The organism is Pseudoprimorskyibacter insulae (assembly GCF_900302505.1).
Lineage (GTDB): Bacteria > Pseudomonadota > Alphaproteobacteria > Rhodobacterales > Rhodobacteraceae > Pseudoprimorskyibacter > Pseudoprimorskyibacter insulae.
Window position 1 is genome coordinate 31710 of the sequence record NZ_OMOJ01000009.1, and the last position, 19714, is coordinate 51423.

Annotated in this window: 21 protein-coding genes; 14 read left to right on the plus strand and 7 right to left on the minus strand. The window is 60.4% G+C overall.

Annotated features, from left to right (window positions below; translation table 11 throughout):
• Positions 1–22 precede the first annotated feature (22 nt).
• The 3 genes from PRI8871_RS15875 to PRI8871_RS15885 are packed head-to-tail and all read left to right on the plus strand — an operon-like array spanning position 23 to position 5138.
• Entirely contained in the window at positions 23–1393 is a 1371-nt protein-coding gene (locus PRI8871_RS15875) for a formimidoylglutamate deiminase (protein ID WP_108887219.1), read from the plus strand.
• A 29-nt stretch (positions 1394–1422) separates the two neighbouring features.
• On the plus strand, positions 1423–2091 hold the full coding sequence (gene hutC / locus PRI8871_RS15880; RefSeq protein WP_245897890.1) for a histidine utilization transcriptional repressor HutC: 669 nt from the start codon (positions 1423–1425) through the stop codon (positions 2089–2091).
• Positions 2092–2132: 41 nt separating this feature from the next.
• The gene (locus PRI8871_RS15885; protein ID WP_181389495.1) at positions 2133–5138 is read left to right on the plus strand and encodes an aminotransferase class III-fold pyridoxal phosphate-dependent enzyme; all 3006 of its coding nucleotides are present in this window, start codon (positions 2133–2135) and stop codon (positions 5136–5138) included.
• Positions 5139–5140: 2 nt separating this feature from the next.
• Here PRI8871_RS15885 and PRI8871_RS15890 read toward each other — a convergent pair whose 3' ends face one another.
• A complete protein-coding gene (locus PRI8871_RS15890; protein ID WP_108887221.1) occupies positions 5141–6013 on the minus strand; it encodes a LysR family transcriptional regulator in 873 nt (290 codons plus the stop codon).
• A gap of 84 nt (positions 6014–6097) precedes the next feature.
• Here PRI8871_RS15890 and PRI8871_RS15895 point away from each other — a divergent pair, with 84 nt between their 5' ends.
• Together PRI8871_RS15895 and PRI8871_RS15900 are read left to right on the plus strand one after the other, a co-directional pair.
• Positions 6098–6895: a phytanoyl-CoA dioxygenase family protein gene (locus PRI8871_RS15895; protein ID WP_108887222.1), complete on the plus strand. Its 798-nt coding sequence runs from the start codon at positions 6098–6100 to the stop codon at positions 6893–6895.
• A gap of 24 nt (positions 6896–6919) precedes the next feature.
• Positions 6920–8155, plus strand: coding sequence for an MFS transporter (locus PRI8871_RS15900; RefSeq protein ID WP_093994246.1), 1236 nt, complete (start codon positions 6920–6922; stop codon positions 8153–8155).
• On the opposite strand, the gene PRI8871_RS15905 is transcribed toward PRI8871_RS15900, so the two are convergent.
• From PRI8871_RS15905 to PRI8871_RS15920, 4 genes are all read right to left on the minus strand, one after another.
• Positions 8152–9195 (minus strand): PLP-dependent cysteine synthase family protein, encoded by a 1044-nt coding sequence (locus tag PRI8871_RS15905; RefSeq protein WP_108887223.1) that lies wholly within the window; start codon positions 9193–9195, stop codon positions 8152–8154. The genes PRI8871_RS15900 and PRI8871_RS15905 overlap by 4 nt on opposite strands.
• Positions 9196–9215: 20 nt before the next feature.
• Complete coding sequence (locus tag PRI8871_RS15910) at positions 9216–9941, minus strand: sulfite exporter TauE/SafE family protein (protein ID WP_108887224.1); 726 nt, start codon at positions 9939–9941, stop codon at positions 9216–9218.
• 189 nt (positions 9942–10130) lie between these two features.
• On the minus strand, positions 10131–10427 hold the full coding sequence (locus tag PRI8871_RS15915) for a DUF6522 family protein (RefSeq protein ID WP_219929034.1): 297 nt from the start codon (positions 10425–10427) through the stop codon (positions 10131–10133).
• Positions 10428–10436: 9 nt separating this feature from the next.
• Positions 10437–10850 (minus strand): RrF2 family transcriptional regulator, encoded by a 414-nt coding sequence (locus PRI8871_RS15920; RefSeq protein ID WP_108887225.1) that lies wholly within the window; start codon positions 10848–10850, stop codon positions 10437–10439.
• 139 nt (positions 10851–10989) lie between these two features.
• Between PRI8871_RS15920 and PRI8871_RS15925 the strand changes: the two genes are divergently transcribed.
• The 8 genes from PRI8871_RS15925 (at position 10990) to PRI8871_RS15960 (ending at position 15688) form a co-directional block, all read left to right on the plus strand.
• A complete protein-coding gene (locus tag PRI8871_RS15925) occupies positions 10990–11400 on the plus strand; it encodes a group III truncated hemoglobin (protein ID WP_108887226.1) in 411 nt (136 codons plus the stop codon).
• Positions 11401–11415: 15 nt separating this feature from the next.
• Positions 11416–11889: a hemerythrin domain-containing protein gene (locus PRI8871_RS15930; protein ID WP_093994242.1), complete on the plus strand. Its 474-nt coding sequence runs from the start codon at positions 11416–11418 to the stop codon at positions 11887–11889.
• A gap of 13 nt (positions 11890–11902) precedes the next feature.
• Entirely contained in the window at positions 11903–12598 is a 696-nt protein-coding gene (locus tag PRI8871_RS15935; RefSeq protein ID WP_093994241.1) for a 5-formyltetrahydrofolate cyclo-ligase, read from the plus strand.
• Positions 12595–13806, plus strand: a complete 1212-nt coding sequence (locus PRI8871_RS15940; RefSeq protein ID WP_108887227.1) for an NnrS family protein — start codon at positions 12595–12597, stop codon at positions 13804–13806. Before PRI8871_RS15935 ends, PRI8871_RS15940 begins: the two co-directional genes overlap by 4 nt.
• A 4-nt stretch (positions 13807–13810) precedes the next feature.
• Entirely contained in the window at positions 13811–14479 is a 669-nt protein-coding gene (locus PRI8871_RS15945) for an NnrU family protein (protein WP_245820677.1), read from the plus strand.
• A 72-nt stretch (positions 14480–14551) separates the two neighbouring features.
• Positions 14552–14995 carry a CBS domain-containing protein gene (locus tag PRI8871_RS15950; protein WP_211096247.1) on the plus strand — a complete coding sequence of 148 codons (444 nt, stop codon included), beginning with the start codon at positions 14552–14554 and terminating at the stop codon, positions 14993–14995.
• Between the two features lie 133 nt (positions 14996–15128).
• Positions 15129–15422 carry a DUF6455 family protein gene (locus PRI8871_RS15955; protein ID WP_108887228.1) on the plus strand — a complete coding sequence of 98 codons (294 nt, stop codon included), beginning with the start codon at positions 15129–15131 and terminating at the stop codon, positions 15420–15422.
• Positions 15419–15688 (plus strand): DUF6455 family protein, encoded by a 270-nt coding sequence (locus tag PRI8871_RS15960; protein WP_211096246.1) that lies wholly within the window; start codon positions 15419–15421, stop codon positions 15686–15688. The genes PRI8871_RS15955 and PRI8871_RS15960 overlap by 4 nt, the downstream gene beginning before the upstream one ends.
• Positions 15689–15694: 6 nt before the next feature.
• Here PRI8871_RS15960 and PRI8871_RS15965 read toward each other — a convergent pair whose 3' ends face one another.
• Both PRI8871_RS15965 and PRI8871_RS15970 read right to left on the minus strand, forming a co-directional pair.
• On the minus strand, positions 15695–16009 hold the full coding sequence (locus PRI8871_RS15965; RefSeq protein ID WP_093994237.1) for a carboxymuconolactone decarboxylase family protein: 315 nt from the start codon (positions 16007–16009) through the stop codon (positions 15695–15697).
• A 10-nt stretch (positions 16010–16019) separates the two neighbouring features.
• Entirely contained in the window at positions 16020–16715 is a 696-nt protein-coding gene (locus PRI8871_RS15970; protein ID WP_093994236.1) for a cyclic nucleotide-binding domain-containing protein, read from the minus strand.
• 260 nt (positions 16716–16975) lie between these two features.
• On the opposite strand from PRI8871_RS15970, the gene PRI8871_RS15975 reads away from it, so the two are divergent.
• Positions 16976–19708 (plus strand): nitrate/nitrite transporter, encoded by a 2733-nt coding sequence (locus PRI8871_RS15975; RefSeq protein ID WP_093994235.1) that lies wholly within the window; start codon positions 16976–16978, stop codon positions 19706–19708.
• The last annotated feature ends 6 nt before the right edge of the window (positions 19709–19714 follow it).

Genomic DNA, 19714 nt, shown 5'->3' on the forward strand with positions numbered 1-19714 from the left:
AATCTGTCAAGCGGAGTGTGCCATGCAGATGATCTGGGCTGAAACGGCCTTGTTGCCGACCGGCTGGGCGAACAAAGTGCTTGTCGAGATTGACGGGCAGGGCCGGATCGGCGGCGTGCAACGCGGGGCCTCTGCGCCGGATCAGGCCACGCAGGTTCCGCTGCTGCTGCCCGCGCCGGTCAACGTGCACAGCCATGCGTTTCAACGCGCCATGGCGGGCCTGACAGAACGCCGTGGCCCTGATCCAAGCGACAGCTTCTGGACCTGGCGGCAGCTCATGTTCCGCTTTCTGGACCGTCTGACGCCCGAGCATATCGAGACGATCACCGCCTTTGTGCAGATGGAAATGCTTGAAGCGGGCTACGGCGCGTCGGTCGAATTCCACTATCTGCATCACCAGCCCGGTGGCGTTGCCTATGACGATATCGCGGAAACATCCGCCCGTGTCGTCGCGGCGTCGGATCGCACCGGCATGGGGCTGTGCCTGCTGCCTGTGCACTATCAGTTCGGCGGCTGTGATCAACGCGGGCTGAGCGCGGGGCAAATCCGGTTCGGCAATACGTTCGAACAGTTTCAAACGCTTCATGACGCGGCAGCGGCCCACATCAAACAAGCATCCGCCGACAGCGCCATCGGTGTCGCCCCGCATTCCCTGCGCGCGGTCGGGATCGAGGATCTCAAGGGCTACAACACCGCCTTTCCCGATGGACCCATTCACATGCACCTTGCCGAACAACGCGCAGAGGTTGCTGAAGTTGAGTCGCATTGGGGCGCGCGGCCGGTGGCCTGGGCGCTCGATAACATGCAGTTGGATGGGCGCTGGTGCCTGATCCATTGCACCCAAATGACACCGGACGAGACCATCGCGCTGGCCCGTTCCGGTGCCGTCGCCGGTCTGTGTCCGATCACTGAAAGCAGTCTGGGGGACGGGATCTTTGACGCGGTGCGCTGGCTGGACAATGGCGGGGCTTTTGCCATCGGGTCAGACAGCAACATCCGCATTTCGCTAAGCGAGGAATTGCGCACGCTGGATTACTCGCAACGCCTGCGCGACGGCACGCGCGCAGCACTGGCGACGCCGGACAAATCGACCGGTCGGCGAATGTTCGACGGGATGCTGCAAGGCGGCGCACAGGCCTCTGGCCGAAAGACCGGGCGCATCGAGGCGGGATGCTGGGCCGATATGCTGGCGCTGGATACACTCTCTGAACATATGTGGGGCAGGCAGCTCGACACCGCGCTGGACGCCTGGATTTTCGCAGGCGACGATCGCCTGGTGACGGATGTTTGGTCCGCTGGCCGCCATATGGTAAAGCACGGCCGGCATGTGCAGCGCACCAGTATTGTCGCTGCCTATAAACGCACGATTGACGCATTGAGAGACGCCTTGTGAACTCGCCCACGTTTCGGAACTGGCAAAGCGTGCAGGACGAAGTCCTGCGCCGCATTCATGCCCGCGAATGGCCGCCCGGCGCCCTGATCCCCAACGAAGCCGATCTGGCGATCGAGTTTGGCTGCGCCCGGTCCACGGTGAACCGTGCCTTGCGATCCTTGGCTGAAAGCGGTTGGCTTGACCGCAAACGCAAGGCGGGTACTCGGGTTGCCGCGCAACCGGTTGCCAAGGCAACGCTTGATATCGCGGTGATCCGGCATGAGGTCGAGGAACACGGCGCGACCTACGGCTATCAATTGATTTCGCGCAGCGTTGCCGTGCCGCCGGCCCCTGTCAGCGGGACGATGAAAACCAGAGCGCAAGACAAGCTGCTGAATCTGCGCGCGCTGCATCTGGCCGATGACGCGGCCTATGCTGTCGAAGACAGGTGGATCAATACAAGCGTGGTCCCCGACGCTGCGGCGGAACCGTTCGATGTGCTCAGCGCCAACGAATGGTTGATGCAACACGCGCCCTACACGCACGGGGATATCGCCTTTTCCGCCGTGCAGGCCGACCAGCAGGATTCGGAGGTGCTTGGGATCGCCCCCCACAGCGCCTTGTTTGCCATTGACCGGGTGACTTGGGACAATGCGGTATCCGTCACAAAGGTCAGGCTGCTTTTTGCGCCCGGCTACAAACTGCGCACGCAAATCTAGGTGGCCCGCGTTTCGGCTTTTCCAGAACCAAGGACATTTCCATGCGGCACATCCAGCATTGGCAGACGGCCCTGGCACAGCATTGGGGCATCACTGCGGAGCTGAGCCCGCTTGACGGTGAGTATGATCTGAATTTTCTGGCGAAAGCCGATGATGACAGCGGGTACATCCTCAAGGTCATGCGCACGGGATGCGAAGCGTGGCTGGTGGATATGCAGGTCAGCGCCTTCGAGCACATCACCGCGAAACGACCTGACCTGCCGTGTCCGGTGGTTGTACGGGCCGCCGGGGGCGCATCGGTTGTGACTTTGAAGGACGAGACATGCGCGGAACGCCTAGCCTGGGTTCTGCGCCAACTGCCAGGGCGCTGCTATGCCCATGTGGCGCCAAAAAGTCGGGCGCTGATCCACCAGATCGGGCAGGTGCTGGGCGGGACGGCCCTGGCGCTGGCAGATTTCGAGCATGCCGGTTTGGTGCGTGATTTCAAATGGGATCTGATGCGCGCCGGGTGGATCGCGGATCAAACGGGTTGCATCCCCGATCCGGCGCGGCGTCGGATCGTCGAGGGGATCCATGCCCGGTTCGCGGCGCTGAAGCCTGCGCTGGATGCCCTGCCGCATCAGGCGATCCACAACGACGCCAATGACTACAACATCCTGGTCGAGGGCACATGGAACGACGCGCGCCGCGTGTCCGGCCTGATTGATCTTGGCGATATGTGCGCCGCCCCGCGTGTGTGCGATTTGGCCATTGCTGCGGCCTACATCGTGCTGGATCATCCAAAGCCCGAAGCCGCGTTGGCGGCCTTTGTCGCGGGTTATCACGAGGCCAATCCGCTTGCGGCGCAAGAGGTGGACTTGATCTGGCCGCTGCTGCGGATGCGGCTGGCGGTCAGCGTTGTGAACTCCACCTTGATGGCCGCAGAGAACCCCGATGACCCCTATGTCACGATTTCGCAGGCGCCCGCGTGGCGGTTCCTGGAAGGCTGCGCGCTGCACGGCGGATTGCTCAGCGCAAGGCTGCGTGCTGCCTGCGGCCTGCCCGTGGTCGAAGGGGCGGACCGTGTGGCGACATGGCTTGACCGGGAACGCGGGCATTTCGCGCCCCTGATGGGGTGCGATCTGTCGCAGGCCCCATTGGGGTCCTTGTCCGTCGAGGAATCGGCCTGGCCGCAGAACCCGTTTCATATGCCCCTGGAAGAAGCCGCCCGCGTGGGCGAGGAATTCGAGGATCACGGGCGCATGTGGCTGGGCTACTATCACGAGCCACGCCTGATCTATGCCGAGCCTGCCTTTCGCAAGGGGCCATGGAAGGCCAGCGACCGCCGCACGGTGCATCTGGCCGTCGATGTGTTTGCACCCGCCGGGACGCCAATGTTCGCGCCTTTGCGGGGCGAAGTGTTCATCGCGGAGTATCGCGCGGGGCATCTGGATTACGGTGGGGTGATCATCCTGCGCCATGAAACGCCCGAGGGTGATCCGTTCTTCACGCTCTATGGGCACCTCGACCCAGAGTTTCTGGACCGCCTGCGCGTGGGTCAGGTGATCGAGAAAGGTGAGGAATTCTGCCGCCTTGGTGATCCAAGCATGAATGGCGGCTGGGCACCGCATGTGCATTTCCAGCTTGCGCTGACCACTGAAGGGATCGAGGCCGACTGGCCCGGTGTGGGCGATCCTGACGAGATGTATCTGTGGCGCGCGGTCTGTCCCAACCCGGCCGCCTTGCTGAACCTGCCCGACGACAAGCTTTGCTATGTCCCGACAGACAAGGCTGGGATCAGGCAGGGTCGTGAGGCGCATTTCGGCGGCAATCTCAGCCTGACCTATGATGACCCCGTGATGCTGGTGCGCGGCTGGCGGCACCATCTCTTTGACGAATGGGGCCGCCCCTATCTCGACGCCTACAATAATGTGCCGCATGTGGGCCACGCCCATCCGCGCATTCAGGCGGTGGCGGCGGATCAGCTCAGGCGGATCAATTCCAATACGCGTTATCTGCATCCCGCGCAGACCGCTTTTGCGGACAAGATCCTGTCCAAGATGCCCGGCCACTTGCAGGTCTGCTATTTCGTGAACTCGGGGTCTGAAGCGAACGAGTTGGCTCTGCGGCTAGCGCGGGCGCACACCGGTGCCAAAGGTATGGTCACGCCCGATCATGGCTATCACGGGAACACTACGGGTGCGGTCAATATTTCTGCTTACAAGTTCAACAAGCCAGGCGGTGTTGGCCAGGCCGATTGGGTGGAGCTGGTGGAAATCGCAGATGACTACCGCGGCTCGTTCCGCCGCAACGACCCTGAGCGCGCCCAGAAATTCGCAGACCTTGTCGATCCTGCGATCGCGTCCTTGCGGCAAAAAGGGCAGGGCGTCGCGGGGTTCATCGCCGAAACCTTCCCGTCGGTTGGCGGTCAGATCATTCCGCCCAAAGGCTATCTGTCGGCGGTCTATGCCAAGGTCCGCGCGGCGGGCGGCATCTGCATCGCGGACGAAGTGCAGACCGGGCTGGGGAGATTGGGTGAATACTATTTCGGCTTCGAACACCAAGAGGTGCTGCCGGACGTCGTCGTGCTGGGCAAACCAATTGGCAATGGGCATCCAATGGGAGTGGTCGTCACGACCAAGGCAATTGCGGAGAGCTTTGACAACGGGATCGAGTTTTTCTCGACCTTCGGAGGCTCAACCCTGTCCTGCCGGATCGGACGTGAGGTGCTGCAGATCGTGGACGATGAAGGCTTGCAGGAAAACGCCCGCGTGATCGGCGGCCAGTTGATGGCAGGTCTGAAAGCGCTGGAAGCGAAACATGATTGCGTGGGCGACGTGCGCGGCATGGGGCTGTTTCTGGGGGTGGAACTGATCCGGACCGATGGCTCTGAGGCCACAGAGATATGCGCCTACGTCAAGAACCGCGTGCGCGATCACCGCATCCTCATCGGCAGTGAGGGGCCAAGGGACAATATCCTCAAGTTCCGCCCGCCGCTGACAATTGAGGCGGAGGATGCGGGGATGATCATCGCTGTTCTGGATCAGGTCCTTGGCGAATGTGCCTGACTTCACGGTGAAAGCACATCAAGTATGGCGCGGAAATCGGGGCTGTCTTCCCGCAGGCTTGACCAGATCAGGGAGATCTCTGTTTTCGCCTGTGGCGTGGCAATCGGCACGGTCACAAGGGGTTTGCCGTCATAGCTCAGATCACCGGGCGGGCGGGAATAGCTGATGCCGACACCCACACCATTGGCAGCCAGCGATCGCATCATCTCCAGCGATGCCACCTTTTGCTGGATCACCGGTGTCAGGTGCATCCGCGCGAACAGATCGCGCATGAATCCCTGCGACAGGTCCTCATTGAACAGGATCAGGGGTATGCCCTCGAGGTCGGACAGTTCCAGCTCATCCCGTCCGGTCAGGGGATGATCAATTTCGACAAAAGCCACAGGCGCAATATCGGTCAGCTTGCGGCGCATGAAATTCCCTTCGAACCCAACATCATAGGAAATCACGAAGTCCAACAGTCCTTCGGCCAAATCGCGCGCCAGATCCGCAAAACGCCCTTCGCGTCCCGAAAAGGACAATGCTGGAAAACGGTCCGCAAGTCGTTTGAGCGCGGGCGCCAGATACCACGGCGCGATGTCTGCAAAACAGCCAACGCCCCAAGTATGCGTAGCGTCGTGGCCCTGCTCAATCTCGGTTGCAAGCGTCAACAGGGACCGCGCCTGCGCAATGAGACGGTGCCCGAAAGGGGTGATCTCGATTGCTGACCCTTTTCCGCGCAGGAAGATCGCTCTCCCTAGGTGTTGTTCGACCCGAGTGATTGCGACCGAAAGCGATGGCTGCGACACATTCAGTTGCGCCGCTGCTTTGGTCAGACTGCCTTCGTCGGCAACGCCGACGATATATTCATACTGGCGCAGGGTAACGTTTAACATGACGCTATTATTAGTATGATAAAATATTATTAGAAGTTAAATCTTTTGTTGCGTATGCCTGCCCCGAATACGGAGGATCACAAGATGCACGCACTTCTTACCCAAGACCATGTCGATACCTTCCAGCGCGATGGCGTTGTGCTGATCAAGGGTCTGTTTGCCGATCATGTCGAGACGATCCGCGCCGGTATCGAACGCAACATGAAAGAACCCGGTCCCTATGCTGCCGAGAACCTCAAGGAAGGCGAGGGCGGCCGTTTCTTCGATGACTATTGCAACTGGACCCGCATTCCCGAATTTGAAGAGGTGATCCGCAACTCCGACGTAGGTGAAGTGGCCGCCGACCTGATGCAATCGAAGCGCGTTCAGGTGTTCCATGATCATGTGCTGGTCAAGGAGCCGGGCACGTCGAAGCCGACGCCCTGGCATCAGGACGGCCCATATTACTTCGTCGACGGAATGCAGAATGTCAGCTTCTGGTCGCCGATGGACACGGTCAGGGGCGCAAGCCTGCGCTGTGTCGCGGGCAGCCATTCCTGGGAAAAGCCCGTGTTGCCGACCCGTTGGCTCGCAGAGACCAGTTTTTACCCGAACGAGGATGACTACATGCCGGTGCCGGATCCCGATGCCGAAGGCATGGAAATCCGCGAATGGGAGATGGAGCCGGGTGATGCGGTGGCCTTCAACTATGGCACGCTGCATGGCGCGCGCGGCAACACCACAGAGTCCCGCCGCCGCGCATTTTCCTTGCGCCTCGTTGGGGATGATGCCCGCTATGTAGAGCGCCCCGGTCCGACCTCGCCGCCGTTTCTGGGCCATGGCATGACACCGGGGCAGATGCTGCGCGAAGATTGGTTTCCTGTGATCTACCAACGGACCTAACGACTTCTGAAAGGCCCCGTGCTCATGACACAGCCAGATCATAAATCGCCCGTGCTGGCGATTGTGACGATCCTGCTGTGTGCAGGCCTTTTGTTTGCGGGCAACGGGTTGTTCCAGACCCTGCTGCCCATTCGCGCGGGGCAGGAGGGCTATACCGCCGCGATGATCGGCGTAATGGGCACGGCCTATTTCGGCGGCTTTACCATCGGCTGTTTCGTTGGGCCAAGACTGATCAGCGCGGTTGGCCATGTGCGTGTATTCGCGGGGCTAACCGCGCTTTTGACAGCGACGTTTTTGGCCTTTCCGCTTTATGTTGACCCGTGGGTCTGGGGCGGCTTGCGCATCGTCAGCGGTATTTGCATCGCCGTGATCTATGTCGTCGTCGAGAGCTGGCTGAACGACGCGTCCTCAAACGCCAATCGCGGGCGGGTCTTGTCGGTTTACATTATCGTGACAAACATCGTCACGATGATTGGACAGTTGTTGGTGAACGCCTCTGATACAGCTGGTTCGACCCTGTTTCTGGTCGTTGCAATCCTGATTTGTCTTGCGATTGTGCCGATCAGCCTGACGCCCACGCCGGCTCCTACTCCAATTCCAGCGGCGCGGCTGGACCTTCGCAAGCTCTATGCGGTATCTCCGGTGGGTATTGTCGGCTGCTTCTCATCAGGCATGGCTGAAGGTGCGTTCTGGTCGCTGGGTCCGGTATTTGCGCAAGGGCGGGACATGATCACCAGCGACATCGCACTGCTGATGGCAGCTTTCGTGTTGGGCGGCACGCTGTCACAATGGCCACTTGGCTGGATTTCAGACAAGATTGATCGGCGAATTGTGATTGGGATAGTGTCTTGCGGCACCGTGCTTTCAGGATTGGCCATTGGCTTTGACGTGACCGCGCCCGGGGCACCGATACTGATGCTGGCAGTACTGCACGGCGCGCTCATGATCCCGATCTATGCCTTGTGCATATCCCATGCCAATGATGCCGTCCCCAACGCGCTGATGGTGGAGACCAGCGGCGGATTGATCCTCGCCTTTTCCGTTGGGGCCACAATTGGCCCTGTAGCGGCGTCCCTGTTCATGAGTGGCAATTCCGAAGGCGGGTTGTTTCTTTTTATCGGTCTGGTGTTGTTCCTGTTTGGCATCTTCGCGTTTTTCCGGCTCGCTGTGGACACGCGCCAGCGGATCAAGGACAAGGTACACTTCGCGGCAACACCGGCGGCATCACACACCGTATTCCCGCGAGAGGACCAGCTTTAGCTGTAGGTTTCTTCCAGAACAACGTCGAAATCCTGGTAGTCGCCAATGCAGTCACGCACCCACTCCGGGTTGTGATAGGTATCCAGATACCGATCTCCACTGTCACAGAGCAGGGTCACGATGGAGCCCTCTCGTTTTGCCTGTCGCATATCCTGCGCAATCTGCAACGCCCCCCAGAGGTTTGTCCCGGTCGACGGGCCGGTCTTGCGCCCGATCAGTTTTTCCAGCCACAGCATCGTCGCAATGCTGGCCGCATCGGGCACCCGGATCATCGCGTCAATGACGCCGGGCTGGAAGGAATGCTCAACCTTGGGCCGCCCGATCCCTTCGATACGACTGGATTTATCTGACCGCAGATTGCAATCACCGGTCATGTAACCATCATAGAAAACTGAGTTTTCAGGGTCCACGACTGTCAGCTGTGTATCATAGCCCTTGTAGCGGATATAGCGACCCAAGGTGGCCGAAGTGCCGCCTGTGCCCGCGCTCATCACCAGATGGGCCGGGACGGGGTGGGGTTCATACGCCATCTGCGTGAACACGCTTTCGGCGATGTTGTTGTTGCCGCGCCAATCGGTTGCCCGTTCGGCATAAGTGAACTGATCCATGAAGTAGCCGCCGATCTGCTCGGCCAAGGCGACGGAAGCGTCATGCATCTGCGGTGCGCTGTCGACGAAATGCGTCTGTCCGCCATAAAACTCGATAAGCCTGATCTTGCTGCGCGCGGTGCTTTTGGGCAGGACCGCGATGAAGGGAACCCCGATCATGCGGGCAAAGTAGGCCTCGGACACCGCCGTGCTGCCAGAGGACGCCTCAACCACAGTTGTATCTTGCGTGATTTTGCCGTTGCACAGGGCGTACAAAAACAGCGATCGCGCCAGCCGGTGTTTCAGACTGCCGGTCGGGTGGGTGCTTTCGTCCTTGAGGTAGATATCGACGCCTTCGAGCCGGGGGATCGGAAGTTTGAACAGATGCGTGTCGCCCGAGCGATGTGCATCTGCGTTGATCTTGTTGATTGCGTCCGTGATCCACTTGCTCATGTCATCATCCCGCGCTCGACCTAAATTGATTTCAGCAAGAGTAATACGGCCCCGCCAGATGCAATTGAAAGCATCAGAAAACGCCCGATGTCACGGCTCATGTAGCCTCTTACACGTTTTCCAACGACATATCCCAGGATTAAACCGGGTAGCATCAGCAGCCCAAGAAATGCCAGTTGCACCGAAAAGAAACCTGCAATACCAAGCGCTGACAAAGATGAGACGTAGGAAAAAGTAAAGACCAGTGCCATCGTCGGCCGCGTCTTTTCAATCGGTTCGTTTTGATACAGGACCACCAAAGGCCCTCCGGGAATGCCGGTGGCAGTCCCCATCACCCCGACGGCCACGCCACAGATCGCAAGATTGCCAGATGTCATCGCTAGTGCTTTTGTGAAGACAGTGATTGCGACGGCCACAAGGATCATCAGGGCAAATACGATGCCCAGAATGTCGACTGGCAAAAGCATGATGATTGCCGCGCCAATCAAAGTGCCGACAAAGATCGTCGGAAGCAGCAGTGTCACCTCTTTGCGCACCACGAAACTTCTGCCGTCGCCCAACATCAACAATGAAAGAAACAAGTTCACGAACAGCATCGGGCCTGGCACGCAATCAAGACTGATCAATGCAAGTAGCGGGGCGGCGATCATGCCAAACCCCATGCCGGTAGAGGTCTGGACAAGGGATGCAAAGACGACAAAACCGTTGGCGACCAAAAGAGATGGGAGCGACTGCGTCAGTTCCAATTCATCTCATCCCTTGTCGCGATTGCGCGGGCGGATTGACCGCTGGGAAGTGGGGCGGGTCACACCCGCTGCGCAATCAACTGAACGCCTTGGGCGGTTTTCTCAAGCGGTATCGAGCAATAGCCGAGCCCGAAAACTTTATCGGATGATCCTCACGGCGAAAGCCGGGCACGCCTGCCCCTCCGTCGCTTAGGCAGTGCGCCCGGGGGTATCGAACAGCGTACGTTTCAGAACCTCACCCTGAGCGTCGACGGTTAAACGCAACGTCCGACCATTGTAAAAGAACGTGATACGCCAACGACCTGCGTCCTCCTCCACCCCGGTCTCACTACGGCTCGTGATCGTACCTTGTCGCATCAGGTCGGGCACGTCGGCGGGGGCCAAATCAAACGATGTGGCGATCAGTTCGGCCGGGACCAGAAAGCGGTTACCGTCAAAGGTAATCACGTCCGGCGTTGTGGTCGGCCTGGAACTTGATGTCGTCATTTGTCTGCCTCATATGCTCTGCGATTGGCGCAATGCGATGTCGGCGAGCGTGCTGCGGTCGAGCGATTCCAGAAAAGCGGTCTCGGCCACACGCAGCCGTGCTTTGAGACCGCAGGAGCCATCGAGCGTGCAGGCATTTCCGGTGGAGAAGCATTCGACCAAGGGCTGATCTTCCTCCAGCAGCTTGATCAACGCCCCGAGCGGGATATCACTTGCCGGTTTGGCAAGCCGTGCTCCGCCGCCTCCCCCACGCCGCGTTTCGACGACACCGGCTGCCGACAACCGCTGCATGATCTTGCTCAGGTGATTGCGGGACAGACCGAACTCATCGGCCATCTCAGCCGTGGAGTGGGCGCGGTCCGGCGCACCAGCCATGCGCATCAGCATGCGAAGGCCGTAATCCGTAAAAGATGTGAGACGCAAAGGGCTCTCCACTACATGAATAGGTATTTACAATACCCATTAGCAGGTCTACGTCTTGGTGCAACGGAAAAACCCTCAGGACGCCAGAATGGTCGGCATGCAATCAGAACAACCTCGCATTTCATCAGCACGACCCGAGATGACCCGCGCGATCATGGACAAGACCGGCCTCGATCAAGGGATGCTGACGGATTTGGTACATCGATTTTACGGCAAGGTTCGCGCAGACAGTGTTCTCGGACCGATCTTCGCAAGCCGCATCACCGACTGGGAGCCACATCTTGCGCGGATGATAGCCTTCTGGTCGTCCGTCGCGTTGATGACAGGGCAGTATCACGGTGCACCGGTGCCGGCGCATGCGCATCTGCCGGTAACACGGACGCATTTCGACCGTTGGCTGAGCCTGTTTCGCGAGACCGCCTATGAGACCTGCCCACCTGCCGGTGCCGCGCATGTGATGATCCGCGCCGAGCGGATTGCACACTCTTTGCACATGGCCGTGGAGGACACGGCTCGCGCCAACTCAAAAACCGTTCCAAACCTGCGCTGACGAAAGGATGCTGCAATGCCTGATGCAAGCCCGCCACAAGACCCTGCTGAGCTGACCCGGTACATCGAAACGCGCTATCATGAGCGGCACCGCGAACAGCTTCCCGTGCTTGCCCAGATGGCCGAACGGGTCGAAACGGTGCATTTCGGCGATGATGATGTGCCGGAGGGTTTGTCCGCCCTGCTGGAGCGGATGATCGGCGAGATGGAAGTGCATATGAAAAAAGAGGAACTGATCCTCTTCCCCGCCATCCGCAAGGGGGGGATGCCCGGCATCGAAAACCCGATTGCGGTCATGCGTGCTGATCACGACGATCACGCCACCGAAATTGCCGAGATTCGCCGTCTGACCGGCAATTTGACCTTGCCGGCGGGGGTCTGCGGCACCTGGACTGCGCTTTACACCGGGCTGGCGGGGTTCCTCGGCGACCTGGAGGAGCATATGCGCCTGGAAAACGATGTCTTGTTCCCACAGTTCGAGCCGGCTTGAGGGCGCTCGCGAAATGGGGATCACAGACACTGGAAGCCGTTTCGCCTCGCCGCCGTGCCTCGCGGGCGAGATCGCGCCAGACTATTTTGATCCGATGGCGGTGGATCCCGAACAGGCGCGGGACGTGGCGCGATGGCGAACGTCGGAACGTGCGCGACTGCGCGCCGAACGCCAAGCGCTCAGCGTCAGCGACCGTGCAGCCGTGGGAGCGGCGGTCTCCAGGCATCTGCGAGAGCTGCTGTTAACGCGCTTTGACGGCGCGCAGGGCAAGGTGATCTCGGCGTATTGGCCAATCAAGGGAGAGCCCGATCTGCGACCGCTGATGGCCGATCTGCACGCGGCACGTGTCACAATTGCTTTGCCATTGGTCGAACACAAAGCGGCGCCGCTTGTCTTTCGCCGCTGGACCCCCGACACAATCATGGTGCGGGGGGATTGGAACATTCCCGTCCCGCCGCCCGAGGCAGACGCACTGACACCCGACATAACGCTGGCACCATTGGTGGGCTGGGACAGCGCAGGCTTCCGACTTGGCTATGGGGGTGGCTATTTCGACAGAACGCTGGCCGCGCTGCGTCCGCGGCCTTTTACCATCGGTATCGGGTTTCACTCCGCCTGCCTGATAACGATTTTCCCACAGCCTCACGATATTCCCTTGGACGTCATCCTGACCCAAGAGGGCGCGCAAGTTTTGAGACAAACACCATGAGCAGCACAGCTGAGCAAATGCGCGCCTGGCGTGGCCCGGCACTGCTTACATTCGGCTTTCGCCCCTTTTTCCTCGGGGCTGGGGTCTGGGCCGTACTGATCATGGCGCTTTGGGTGCCAATGCTGTCTGGTGCTCTGACAGTGCCGACGGCCTTCGATCCGGTGTCATGGCATGCGCATGAATTCCTGTTCGGGTATCTCTCGGCCGTCGTTGCGGGGTTTCTGCTGACGGCGGTGCCGAACTGGACCGGTCGTCTGCCGATTGTTGGCTGGTCGTTGGGCGGGCTGGCTGCGCTTTGGGTGGCAGGGCGCGTTGCCGTAGGGCTGTCGCTGCTGCTGCCGCCTCTCGTGGTCGCCGTCGTCGACCTCGCGATGCCGGTCGCCCTTGGGTTTGTGATCGCGCGCGAGATTGTCGCGGGCAAGAATTGGAAGAACCTTATCGTTCTCGGCATGCTGGCCGCGTTCACGCTTGCCAATGCGCTGTTTCATTGGGAGGCCGCGACTGGCTCCTATGCCGCGCAAGGCTATGGCCTGCGCCTGGGGCTTGTCGCTGGCGTGATGATGATCGCCGTGATTGGCGGGCGGATTGTGCCGTCTTTCACGCGCAACTGGCTCGTCAAACGTGGTGACGGACAATTGCCGACACCGCCGATGCAGAAACTCGACAAGGGCGCCCTGCTGCTGCTTCTAGCGGCGCTTTTGATCTGGGTCGTCTTGCCGGTCCACTGGGTCGCGGGCTTCGCGCTTCTTCTGGCGGGGATTGCGCATGCCCTCCGTCTGGCGCGGTGGGCCGGGTATCGCACGGGACCCGAGCCGCTGGTTGCCGTTCTGCACGTCGCCTATGCCTTTGTGCCGCTGGGGGCACTCGCCATCGCCGCGGAAACTCTCCGGCCGGACCTCTTCGGGGCGGCAGCGGCACAGCATATTTGGATGGCCGGGGCGATCGGGCTGATGACGCTGGCCGTGATGACCCGTGCCACGCTGGGGCATACGGGCCAGCCGCTGACGGCCGGGATCGGAACGGTTGGTGTCTATCTTGCTTTGATTGTGGCGGTTCTGGCTCGGGTGGGTGCGGGGGTCTGGCCGTCCGAGGCGGACTGGCTGCACCTGATCGCGGGCCTTGGCTGGATCACGGGCTTCGGTGGGTTCGTCATGATTTATGGGCCTCTGCTGCTGCGATTACCGCCGGACAAGCGACCCGGAGACTAGGGAAGTGGGCTGGTTGGAATTTGCATTGGCTTGGGTGGGCTTCATGGTCACCCATTCGCTCCCCTTGCGCGCTCCCGTACGGCCGTGGTTGCAGGCCCGGTTGGGCCAACGCGGGTTCACGATTGCCTATTCTGTTTTGTCGCTGGCCGCGCTGGTGTGGCTGATCGGAGCCGCCGGGCGCGCGCCTGTCGTGCTGCTGTGGAACTGGACGCCGTGGCAGGCGCATGTTCCACTTGCTGCGATGCTGCTCGTCTGCGTGATCCTGGCGCTCGCCATCGGGCGGCCGAACCCGTTTTCCTTCGGCGGCGCGCATAACGACCGCTTTGATCCGACGCACGCTGGAATAGTTCGGATGACGCGGCACCCGATACTTCTGGCATTGTCGCTTTGGGCGTTGGCGCATATCGTGCCCAACGGCGATCTGGCGCATGTGCTCTTGTTCGGATTTTTCGCGATCTTCGCCGCGATCGGCGGGCGTCTTGTCGACCGGCGGCGGCAGCGTGACATGGGGGTGGCGTGGCACCGTCTGCATGCCGAGGTGACATCCAGCCTTGGGACTGCCAGACCGACCTCCTGGGGCGCGGCGATCGTCCGCGGGATCGCTGGCGTCGCGTTTTATGTCGGCTTGATCTGGGTGCATCCATGGTTGTTTGGTGTCAGCCCGCTGGGCTGAGAAAACCCATGATTGATTCCGATCAAGGCGCGCGCACCGAGATCGGCTACAGTATCTTGCAGCAGTTGATGCATGGAACCGCTTCCGATGAAAACGCTTCGGCAAATCCTGGACGAGAAGGGCACGGAGGTCTTCAGTGTGACGCCTGATGCCACCGTTCTTGATGCCATCCAGGCGATGGCCGATCATGACATCGGGGCGCTTGTTGTTCTGGATGGTGAGATGCTGGTCGGGATTATTACCGAGCGGCATTACGCACGAAGGGTTTTTCTGAAGGGCAAATCCTCTCCCAAAACCAAAGTCAGGGACATCATGACAACCCCGGTTGTCTGCGCCGATCCCGGCCAGTCAACCGATCAGGGTCTGGCTTTGATGACGGAAAAGAAGATACGTCATTTGCCGGTCATCCGTGAGAACCGGGTCATTGGCATTGTCTCGATCGGCGATCTGGTAAAAAGCAAGATCAGCGACCAGCGCTTCGTGATCGACCAACTGGAGCGATACATATCCGGGTAGCGAGCGCTTTTGTGGTGCCCGGATAACCGGTGACGCCGCGCGTCTCATTTTGAGCCGAATTGCGCCAGATCAAGGTATTCAGTGATTCTACGCATAAGGTGAGCATGTGCAACACAGGGGAGGTGTGTCTGCCATGACAACAAGCTTGTGCGAGACAACGATTGGTGCCTTCGAAGAACGCATGGCGCTCAGGCGGAAAATGCTCAACGTCACGGGTGTCACGCTCCCGAAACGGCGTATGCCGAAGGACGTGGAAGACAAAATTCGCGACACCATTATCAACTGCTACGAATGCAAGAGCGGCGACACCTGCGCAAGCTGGCTTGCGACAGCGGAGGATGGCGTGCCGCCGCCCGCGTTCTGTCCGAACCGGGACACGATCCTGCGTTTGAAGGCAGACGGCTACACAAAGGAACCGGGCGCATGACCATTCGTGAGGCACTTGGCAGCTTTTACGCGGTCCGCGAGGCGCGGTTGGGCCAGATGGGAGATATGCTTGATATCACCGGAGCGATGACGGCCCTTGAACGCGGGCTGTGTGGGGACTCGGAGCTTCAGTCAGCCGTCATCAGATGTCTGAACTGTCGGAATGACGAGGCCTGCAAGGCTTGGTTGGCAAAGGCCGAGCACGGTGCTCCGCCACCGTCCTTCTGTCCGAACGCACAGCTGTTTGACGGGCTGAGACCGCGCTAAGTCACTTTACGCGCCGAGAACGTCCTCGATCCAGGTTTTGGCCGCCACGGCCCGCGGCAGGCCCAGCGTGCCGATCGCCAGTAGCGCCACTTGCGTGAGCGCCGCATTCTCGACGCCCTCGGTCTTCGCCCGGCGGCTGTGCGAGTGGACGGCCCCTTCGGAGGCCGCCCCGATCGCAAGCGCCAGTTTCACCAACCGTTTCTCGCGATCGGTCAACGGACCCGCCTCTGCGCAGGCTGCGCCGAGGCTGGAATAGGCGCTCCAGATTTCGGGGTGTTGCTCTGCAAGGTCACCGGCCGCACCGGGCATGGATTTTGTCATTGGACGCTCCTCACGTTGTATGATCATCGATCAGGGGATTGGGCTTTGCGAACCGGGCAAGGTCATCGGGATCGACGATTGAGATATGGTTCGAGGAGACCTTTACGCCATAGGGCTCAAGGCCTTTGAAGGCGCGGCTCAGGTTTTCCGGTGTCATGCCGAGAAAGGAAGCCAGACGCCTTTTCTCCATTGTCAGGTCGAACTCGGTCGACCCGGAAAGCGTTTGCTGACGCAGGATGTAGTTGGCCAGCCGCTCCAGCGACGTGCGCAGTTTCAGATCCTTGGTGTTCTTGACGACCGACCGATAGCACTGCGCCAATTCAGTCACGATCGCCCGTGCGAAGGCGGGGTCCTTGGAAAAGATTTGCCGCACGTCCGTGGAAGGAACTAACACGATACGGCTTCTTTCCAATGTGCGGGCGGACATCAGATAGGGAAGGTCGTTGATGGTTGCCGCAAGGATGAAGGTCGAGATCGGCCGCACCGTGGCCATCGAACTCTCGCGGCCGTTCCAGGACGAATAAAGATCGACGGATCCGGTCAGAACGACATGTAGGAAATCAGGCCGGTCTTCTTCATGGATCAGATCGATGCGTGGCGGGAAATTCTGCACATAGGCGCCCCGCATCAGGGCATCAAAATTTGCCTCTTCCATCTCCGCGAACAGCTCGAGCGCGCGAATGTCTTCTTCATACGACTCAGGCATTGCAGACTTCGCGGCTCCCGATCCCTTTTTGACATATGTTTCGTCAATAATTGATAAATGTCAATCAACAGTATGACCTTTGCCGGACCCGAACTTGATCGCCGCGTGCACCGACTTGATAAATCTGCATAACATATTTATTTTGCTGTATTTTTCTGTTTTCTTGATCCAGATCAAGCACCGTTCACGCGACCTCCGCCACACCTGTCCGCAAGCCCGCAAAGGGCATTCTTGCCGTACAGATGCCAGGAGGACATGCCATGGACAGTGCCGGAACCGTCCCAAGATCAGACCAGAACAGAGCCCTCGCGCTCAGCACGATCGCCTTCACAGCCTGTTTTGCCGTCTGGACCATTTTTTCGATCATCGGGGTCGGCATCAAGGCCGAGCTCGGTCTCAACGAGGCTCAGTTCGGCCTGTTGGTGGCAACACCGATCCTGACTGGCTCGATCTCGCGACTGTTCCTGGGGGTCTGGACCGAGAAATACGGTGGACGTCTGGTATTCACCGCACAGATGCTGCTGACGGCGCTGGCCACATGGGCGCTGACATTCGCGTCAACCTACATCATGTATCTGGTCGCGGCGCTTGGTATCGGTTTGGCTGGCGGCTCCTTCATCATCGGCGTGGCCTACGTGTCTCGGTTCTACGATGCGGGCCATCAGGGGACGGCACTCGGCATTTTCGGGGCGGGCAACGTGGGAGCCGCGGTCACCAAGTTCGTCGCCCCCTTCGTCATGGTGGCTTACGGCTGGCAGGGCGTCGCGCATGTCTGGGCGATCGGGCTGGCGGTCATGGCCGTCATCTTCTTTCTGTTCGCCAAGGACGATCCGGAACTGGTGGCGCGGCGTAAATCCGGCGTCAAGGCGCCGAGCCTCACCCAGCAGTTCGCGCCGCTCCGGAACCTCCAGGTCTGGCGCTTCTCGCTTTATTACTTCTTCGTCTTCGGCGCCTTCGTGGCGCTGGCGCTCTGGATGCCGCACTACCTGATTGATGTCTACGGGCTTGATGTCAGGGCGGCCGGGATGGCGGCTGCGGCGTTCTCCCTCTCAGCCTCGCTCTTCCGCGCCTATGGCGGGCATCTCTCCGACAAGTTCGGCGCCCGCGCGGTCATGTACTGGACCTTCGGGTTCAGCCTCGTGCTGCTCTTCATGCTGTCCTATCCGCCGACGGATTACGTGATCCAGGGCAAGGACGGCACCATCACCTTCTCCACCGAGATGGCGCTCTGGCCGTTCATCATCACACTCTTTGTCCTCGGCTTCTTCATGAGCCTCGGTAAGGCGGCCGTGTTCAAGCACATCCCCGTGTACTATCCGCACCATGTCGGCGCGGTCGGCGGACTTGTGGGCATGATCGGCGGCCTCGGGGGATTTGTCCTGCCGATCGGCTTTGGTGCCCTGCTTGAATTGACGGGGATCTACACAAGCTGTTTCGCGCTTCTGTTTGTGCTGGTCGCGATTGCACTCGGCTGGATGCACCTGTCGGTGCGCGCGATGGAGCGGGCGGCGCATGGTCCCGCACTCGATGCGCTCCCCGAGCTGCCCGAGATGCAGGAGATCCACTCACCCGAGAAAACGGCCATGCCCCGGACGCTGACCGAGTGGCAGCCCGAGAACGCCGACTTCTGGCAGCAGAAAGGGCGCGCCGTCGCCCGCCGCAATCTGTGGATCTCGATCCCGGCGCTGCTCCTGGCCTTCTCGGTCTGGATGGTCTGGTCGATGGTTGTGGCCCGCTTGCCCGCCATCGGGTTCGACTTCACCTCGTCCCAGTTGTTCTGGCTGGCTGCCCTGCCCGGCCTGTCGGGCGCGACTTTGCGCATCTTCTACAGTTTCATGGTGCCGATCTTCGGCGGCAGGCTTTGGACAACTCTGTCAACGGCATCGCTGCTGCTACCGGCCATCGGGATCGGCTATGCCGTTCAGAACCCCGAAACGCCCTATCTGATCTTCCTCGCCCTGGCACTTCTGTGTGGCCTCGGTGGCGGCAACTTTGCCTCCTCCATGGCCAACATCGCCTATTTCTTCCCGAAAGCGGAGAAGGGGAATGCGCTGGCACTGAATGCGGGTCTCGGCAACCTCGGTGTCTCGGTCATGCAATTCCTCGTGCCGATCGTGATCACCGCCGGTGTATTCGGTGCCATGGGCGGATCGCCAGTCACTTTGGATGACGGCAGCCAGCTCTGGATGCAGAACGCAGGCTTTGTCTGGGTGCCCTTCATCCTCGTCGCCACGGCGGCAGCCTGGCTTGGCATGAACGACATTGCCGACGCCAAGGCCAGCTTCCGCGATCAGGCGATTATCTTCAGCCGCTTCCACAACTGGGTCATGTGTGTGCTCTACACCGGCACCTTCGGCAGCTTCATCGGCTACTCGGCCGGGTTTCCGCTGCTGACACGGTTGATGTTCCCGGAAGTGAATGCATTGCAATACGTGTTCCTTGGACCCCTCGTTGGAGCGCTGAGCCGCGCGGGCACGGGCTGGATCAGCGACCGTTTCGGCGGCGGGCGGGTCACCTTCTGGACCTTCGCCGGCATGATCGTCGCGGTCTTCGGGGTGATCTCCTTCCTGCCGTCGGACGGGCAGGGCGGCAGCTTCATGGGCTTCTTTGCCTGCTTCATGGCTCTGTTCTTCCTGACCGGCGTGGGCAACGCCTCCACCTTCCAGATGATCCCCGCGATCATGGGACGCGAGATCCCGCGCCTGATGCCGGAACTCGATGCGGTGGCAAGCCGTAGGCAGGCCGAACGCGAAAGCGCTGCCATCATCGCCTTTACCTCGGCGATCGCGGCTTACGGGGCCTTCTTCATCCCCAAACTCTACGGCACGTCGATTGCCATGACCGGAGCCCCGAATGGCGCGCTCTGGGCCTTCCTCGGCTTCTACGTGATCTGCCTGGTCGTGACCTGGGTCTACTACACCCGGCCCGGCGGGCTTCTCTATGACATTGAACGCGGTCGCGGCACAGGTGCCGCTGCGCAACCTGCTGAATAAGAAAGG

What these genes read in the sequence shown, in the direction of transcription:
- PRI8871_RS15875 (WP_108887219.1), top strand. Translation starts at nt 23, where the DNA reads ATGCAGATGATCTGGGCTGAAACGGCCTTGTTGCCGACCGGCTGGGCG.
- PRI8871_RS15885 (WP_181389495.1), top strand. Translation starts at nt 2,133, where the DNA reads ATGCGGCACATCCAGCATTGGCAGACGGCCCTGGCACAGCATTGGGGC.
- PRI8871_RS15890 (WP_108887221.1), bottom strand. Translation starts at nt 6,013, where the DNA reads ATGTTAAACGTTACCCTGCGCCAGTATGAATATATCGTCGGCGTTGCC.
- PRI8871_RS15895 (WP_108887222.1), top strand. Translation starts at nt 6,098, where the DNA reads ATGCACGCACTTCTTACCCAAGACCATGTCGATACCTTCCAGCGCGAT.
- PRI8871_RS15900 (WP_093994246.1), top strand. Translation starts at nt 6,920, where the DNA reads ATGACACAGCCAGATCATAAATCGCCCGTGCTGGCGATTGTGACGATC.
- PRI8871_RS15905 (WP_108887223.1), bottom strand. Translation starts at nt 9,195, where the DNA reads ATGAGCAAGTGGATCACGGACGCAATCAACAAGATCAACGCAGATGCA.
- PRI8871_RS15915 (WP_219929034.1), bottom strand. Translation starts at nt 10,427, where the DNA reads ATGACGACATCAAGTTCCAGGCCGACCACAACGCCGGACGTGATTACC.
- PRI8871_RS15925 (WP_108887226.1), top strand. Translation starts at nt 10,990, where the DNA reads ATGACCCGCGCGATCATGGACAAGACCGGCCTCGATCAAGGGATGCTG.
- PRI8871_RS15930 (WP_093994242.1), top strand. Translation starts at nt 11,416, where the DNA reads ATGCCTGATGCAAGCCCGCCACAAGACCCTGCTGAGCTGACCCGGTAC.
- PRI8871_RS15935 (WP_093994241.1), top strand. Translation starts at nt 11,903, where the DNA reads ATGGGGATCACAGACACTGGAAGCCGTTTCGCCTCGCCGCCGTGCCTC.
- PRI8871_RS15940 (WP_108887227.1), top strand. Translation starts at nt 12,595, where the DNA reads ATGAGCAGCACAGCTGAGCAAATGCGCGCCTGGCGTGGCCCGGCACTG.
- PRI8871_RS15950 (WP_211096247.1), top strand. Translation starts at nt 14,552, where the DNA reads ATGGAACCGCTTCCGATGAAAACGCTTCGGCAAATCCTGGACGAGAAG.
- PRI8871_RS15955 (WP_108887228.1), top strand. Translation starts at nt 15,129, where the DNA reads ATGACAACAAGCTTGTGCGAGACAACGATTGGTGCCTTCGAAGAACGC.
- PRI8871_RS15960 (WP_211096246.1), top strand. Translation starts at nt 15,419, where the DNA reads ATGACCATTCGTGAGGCACTTGGCAGCTTTTACGCGGTCCGCGAGGCG.
- PRI8871_RS15965 (WP_093994237.1), bottom strand. Translation starts at nt 16,009, where the DNA reads ATGACAAAATCCATGCCCGGTGCGGCCGGTGACCTTGCAGAGCAACAC.
- PRI8871_RS15970 (WP_093994236.1), bottom strand. Translation starts at nt 16,715, where the DNA reads ATGCCTGAGTCGTATGAAGAAGACATTCGCGCGCTCGAGCTGTTCGCG.
- PRI8871_RS15975 (WP_093994235.1), top strand. Translation starts at nt 16,976, where the DNA reads ATGGACAGTGCCGGAACCGTCCCAAGATCAGACCAGAACAGAGCCCTC.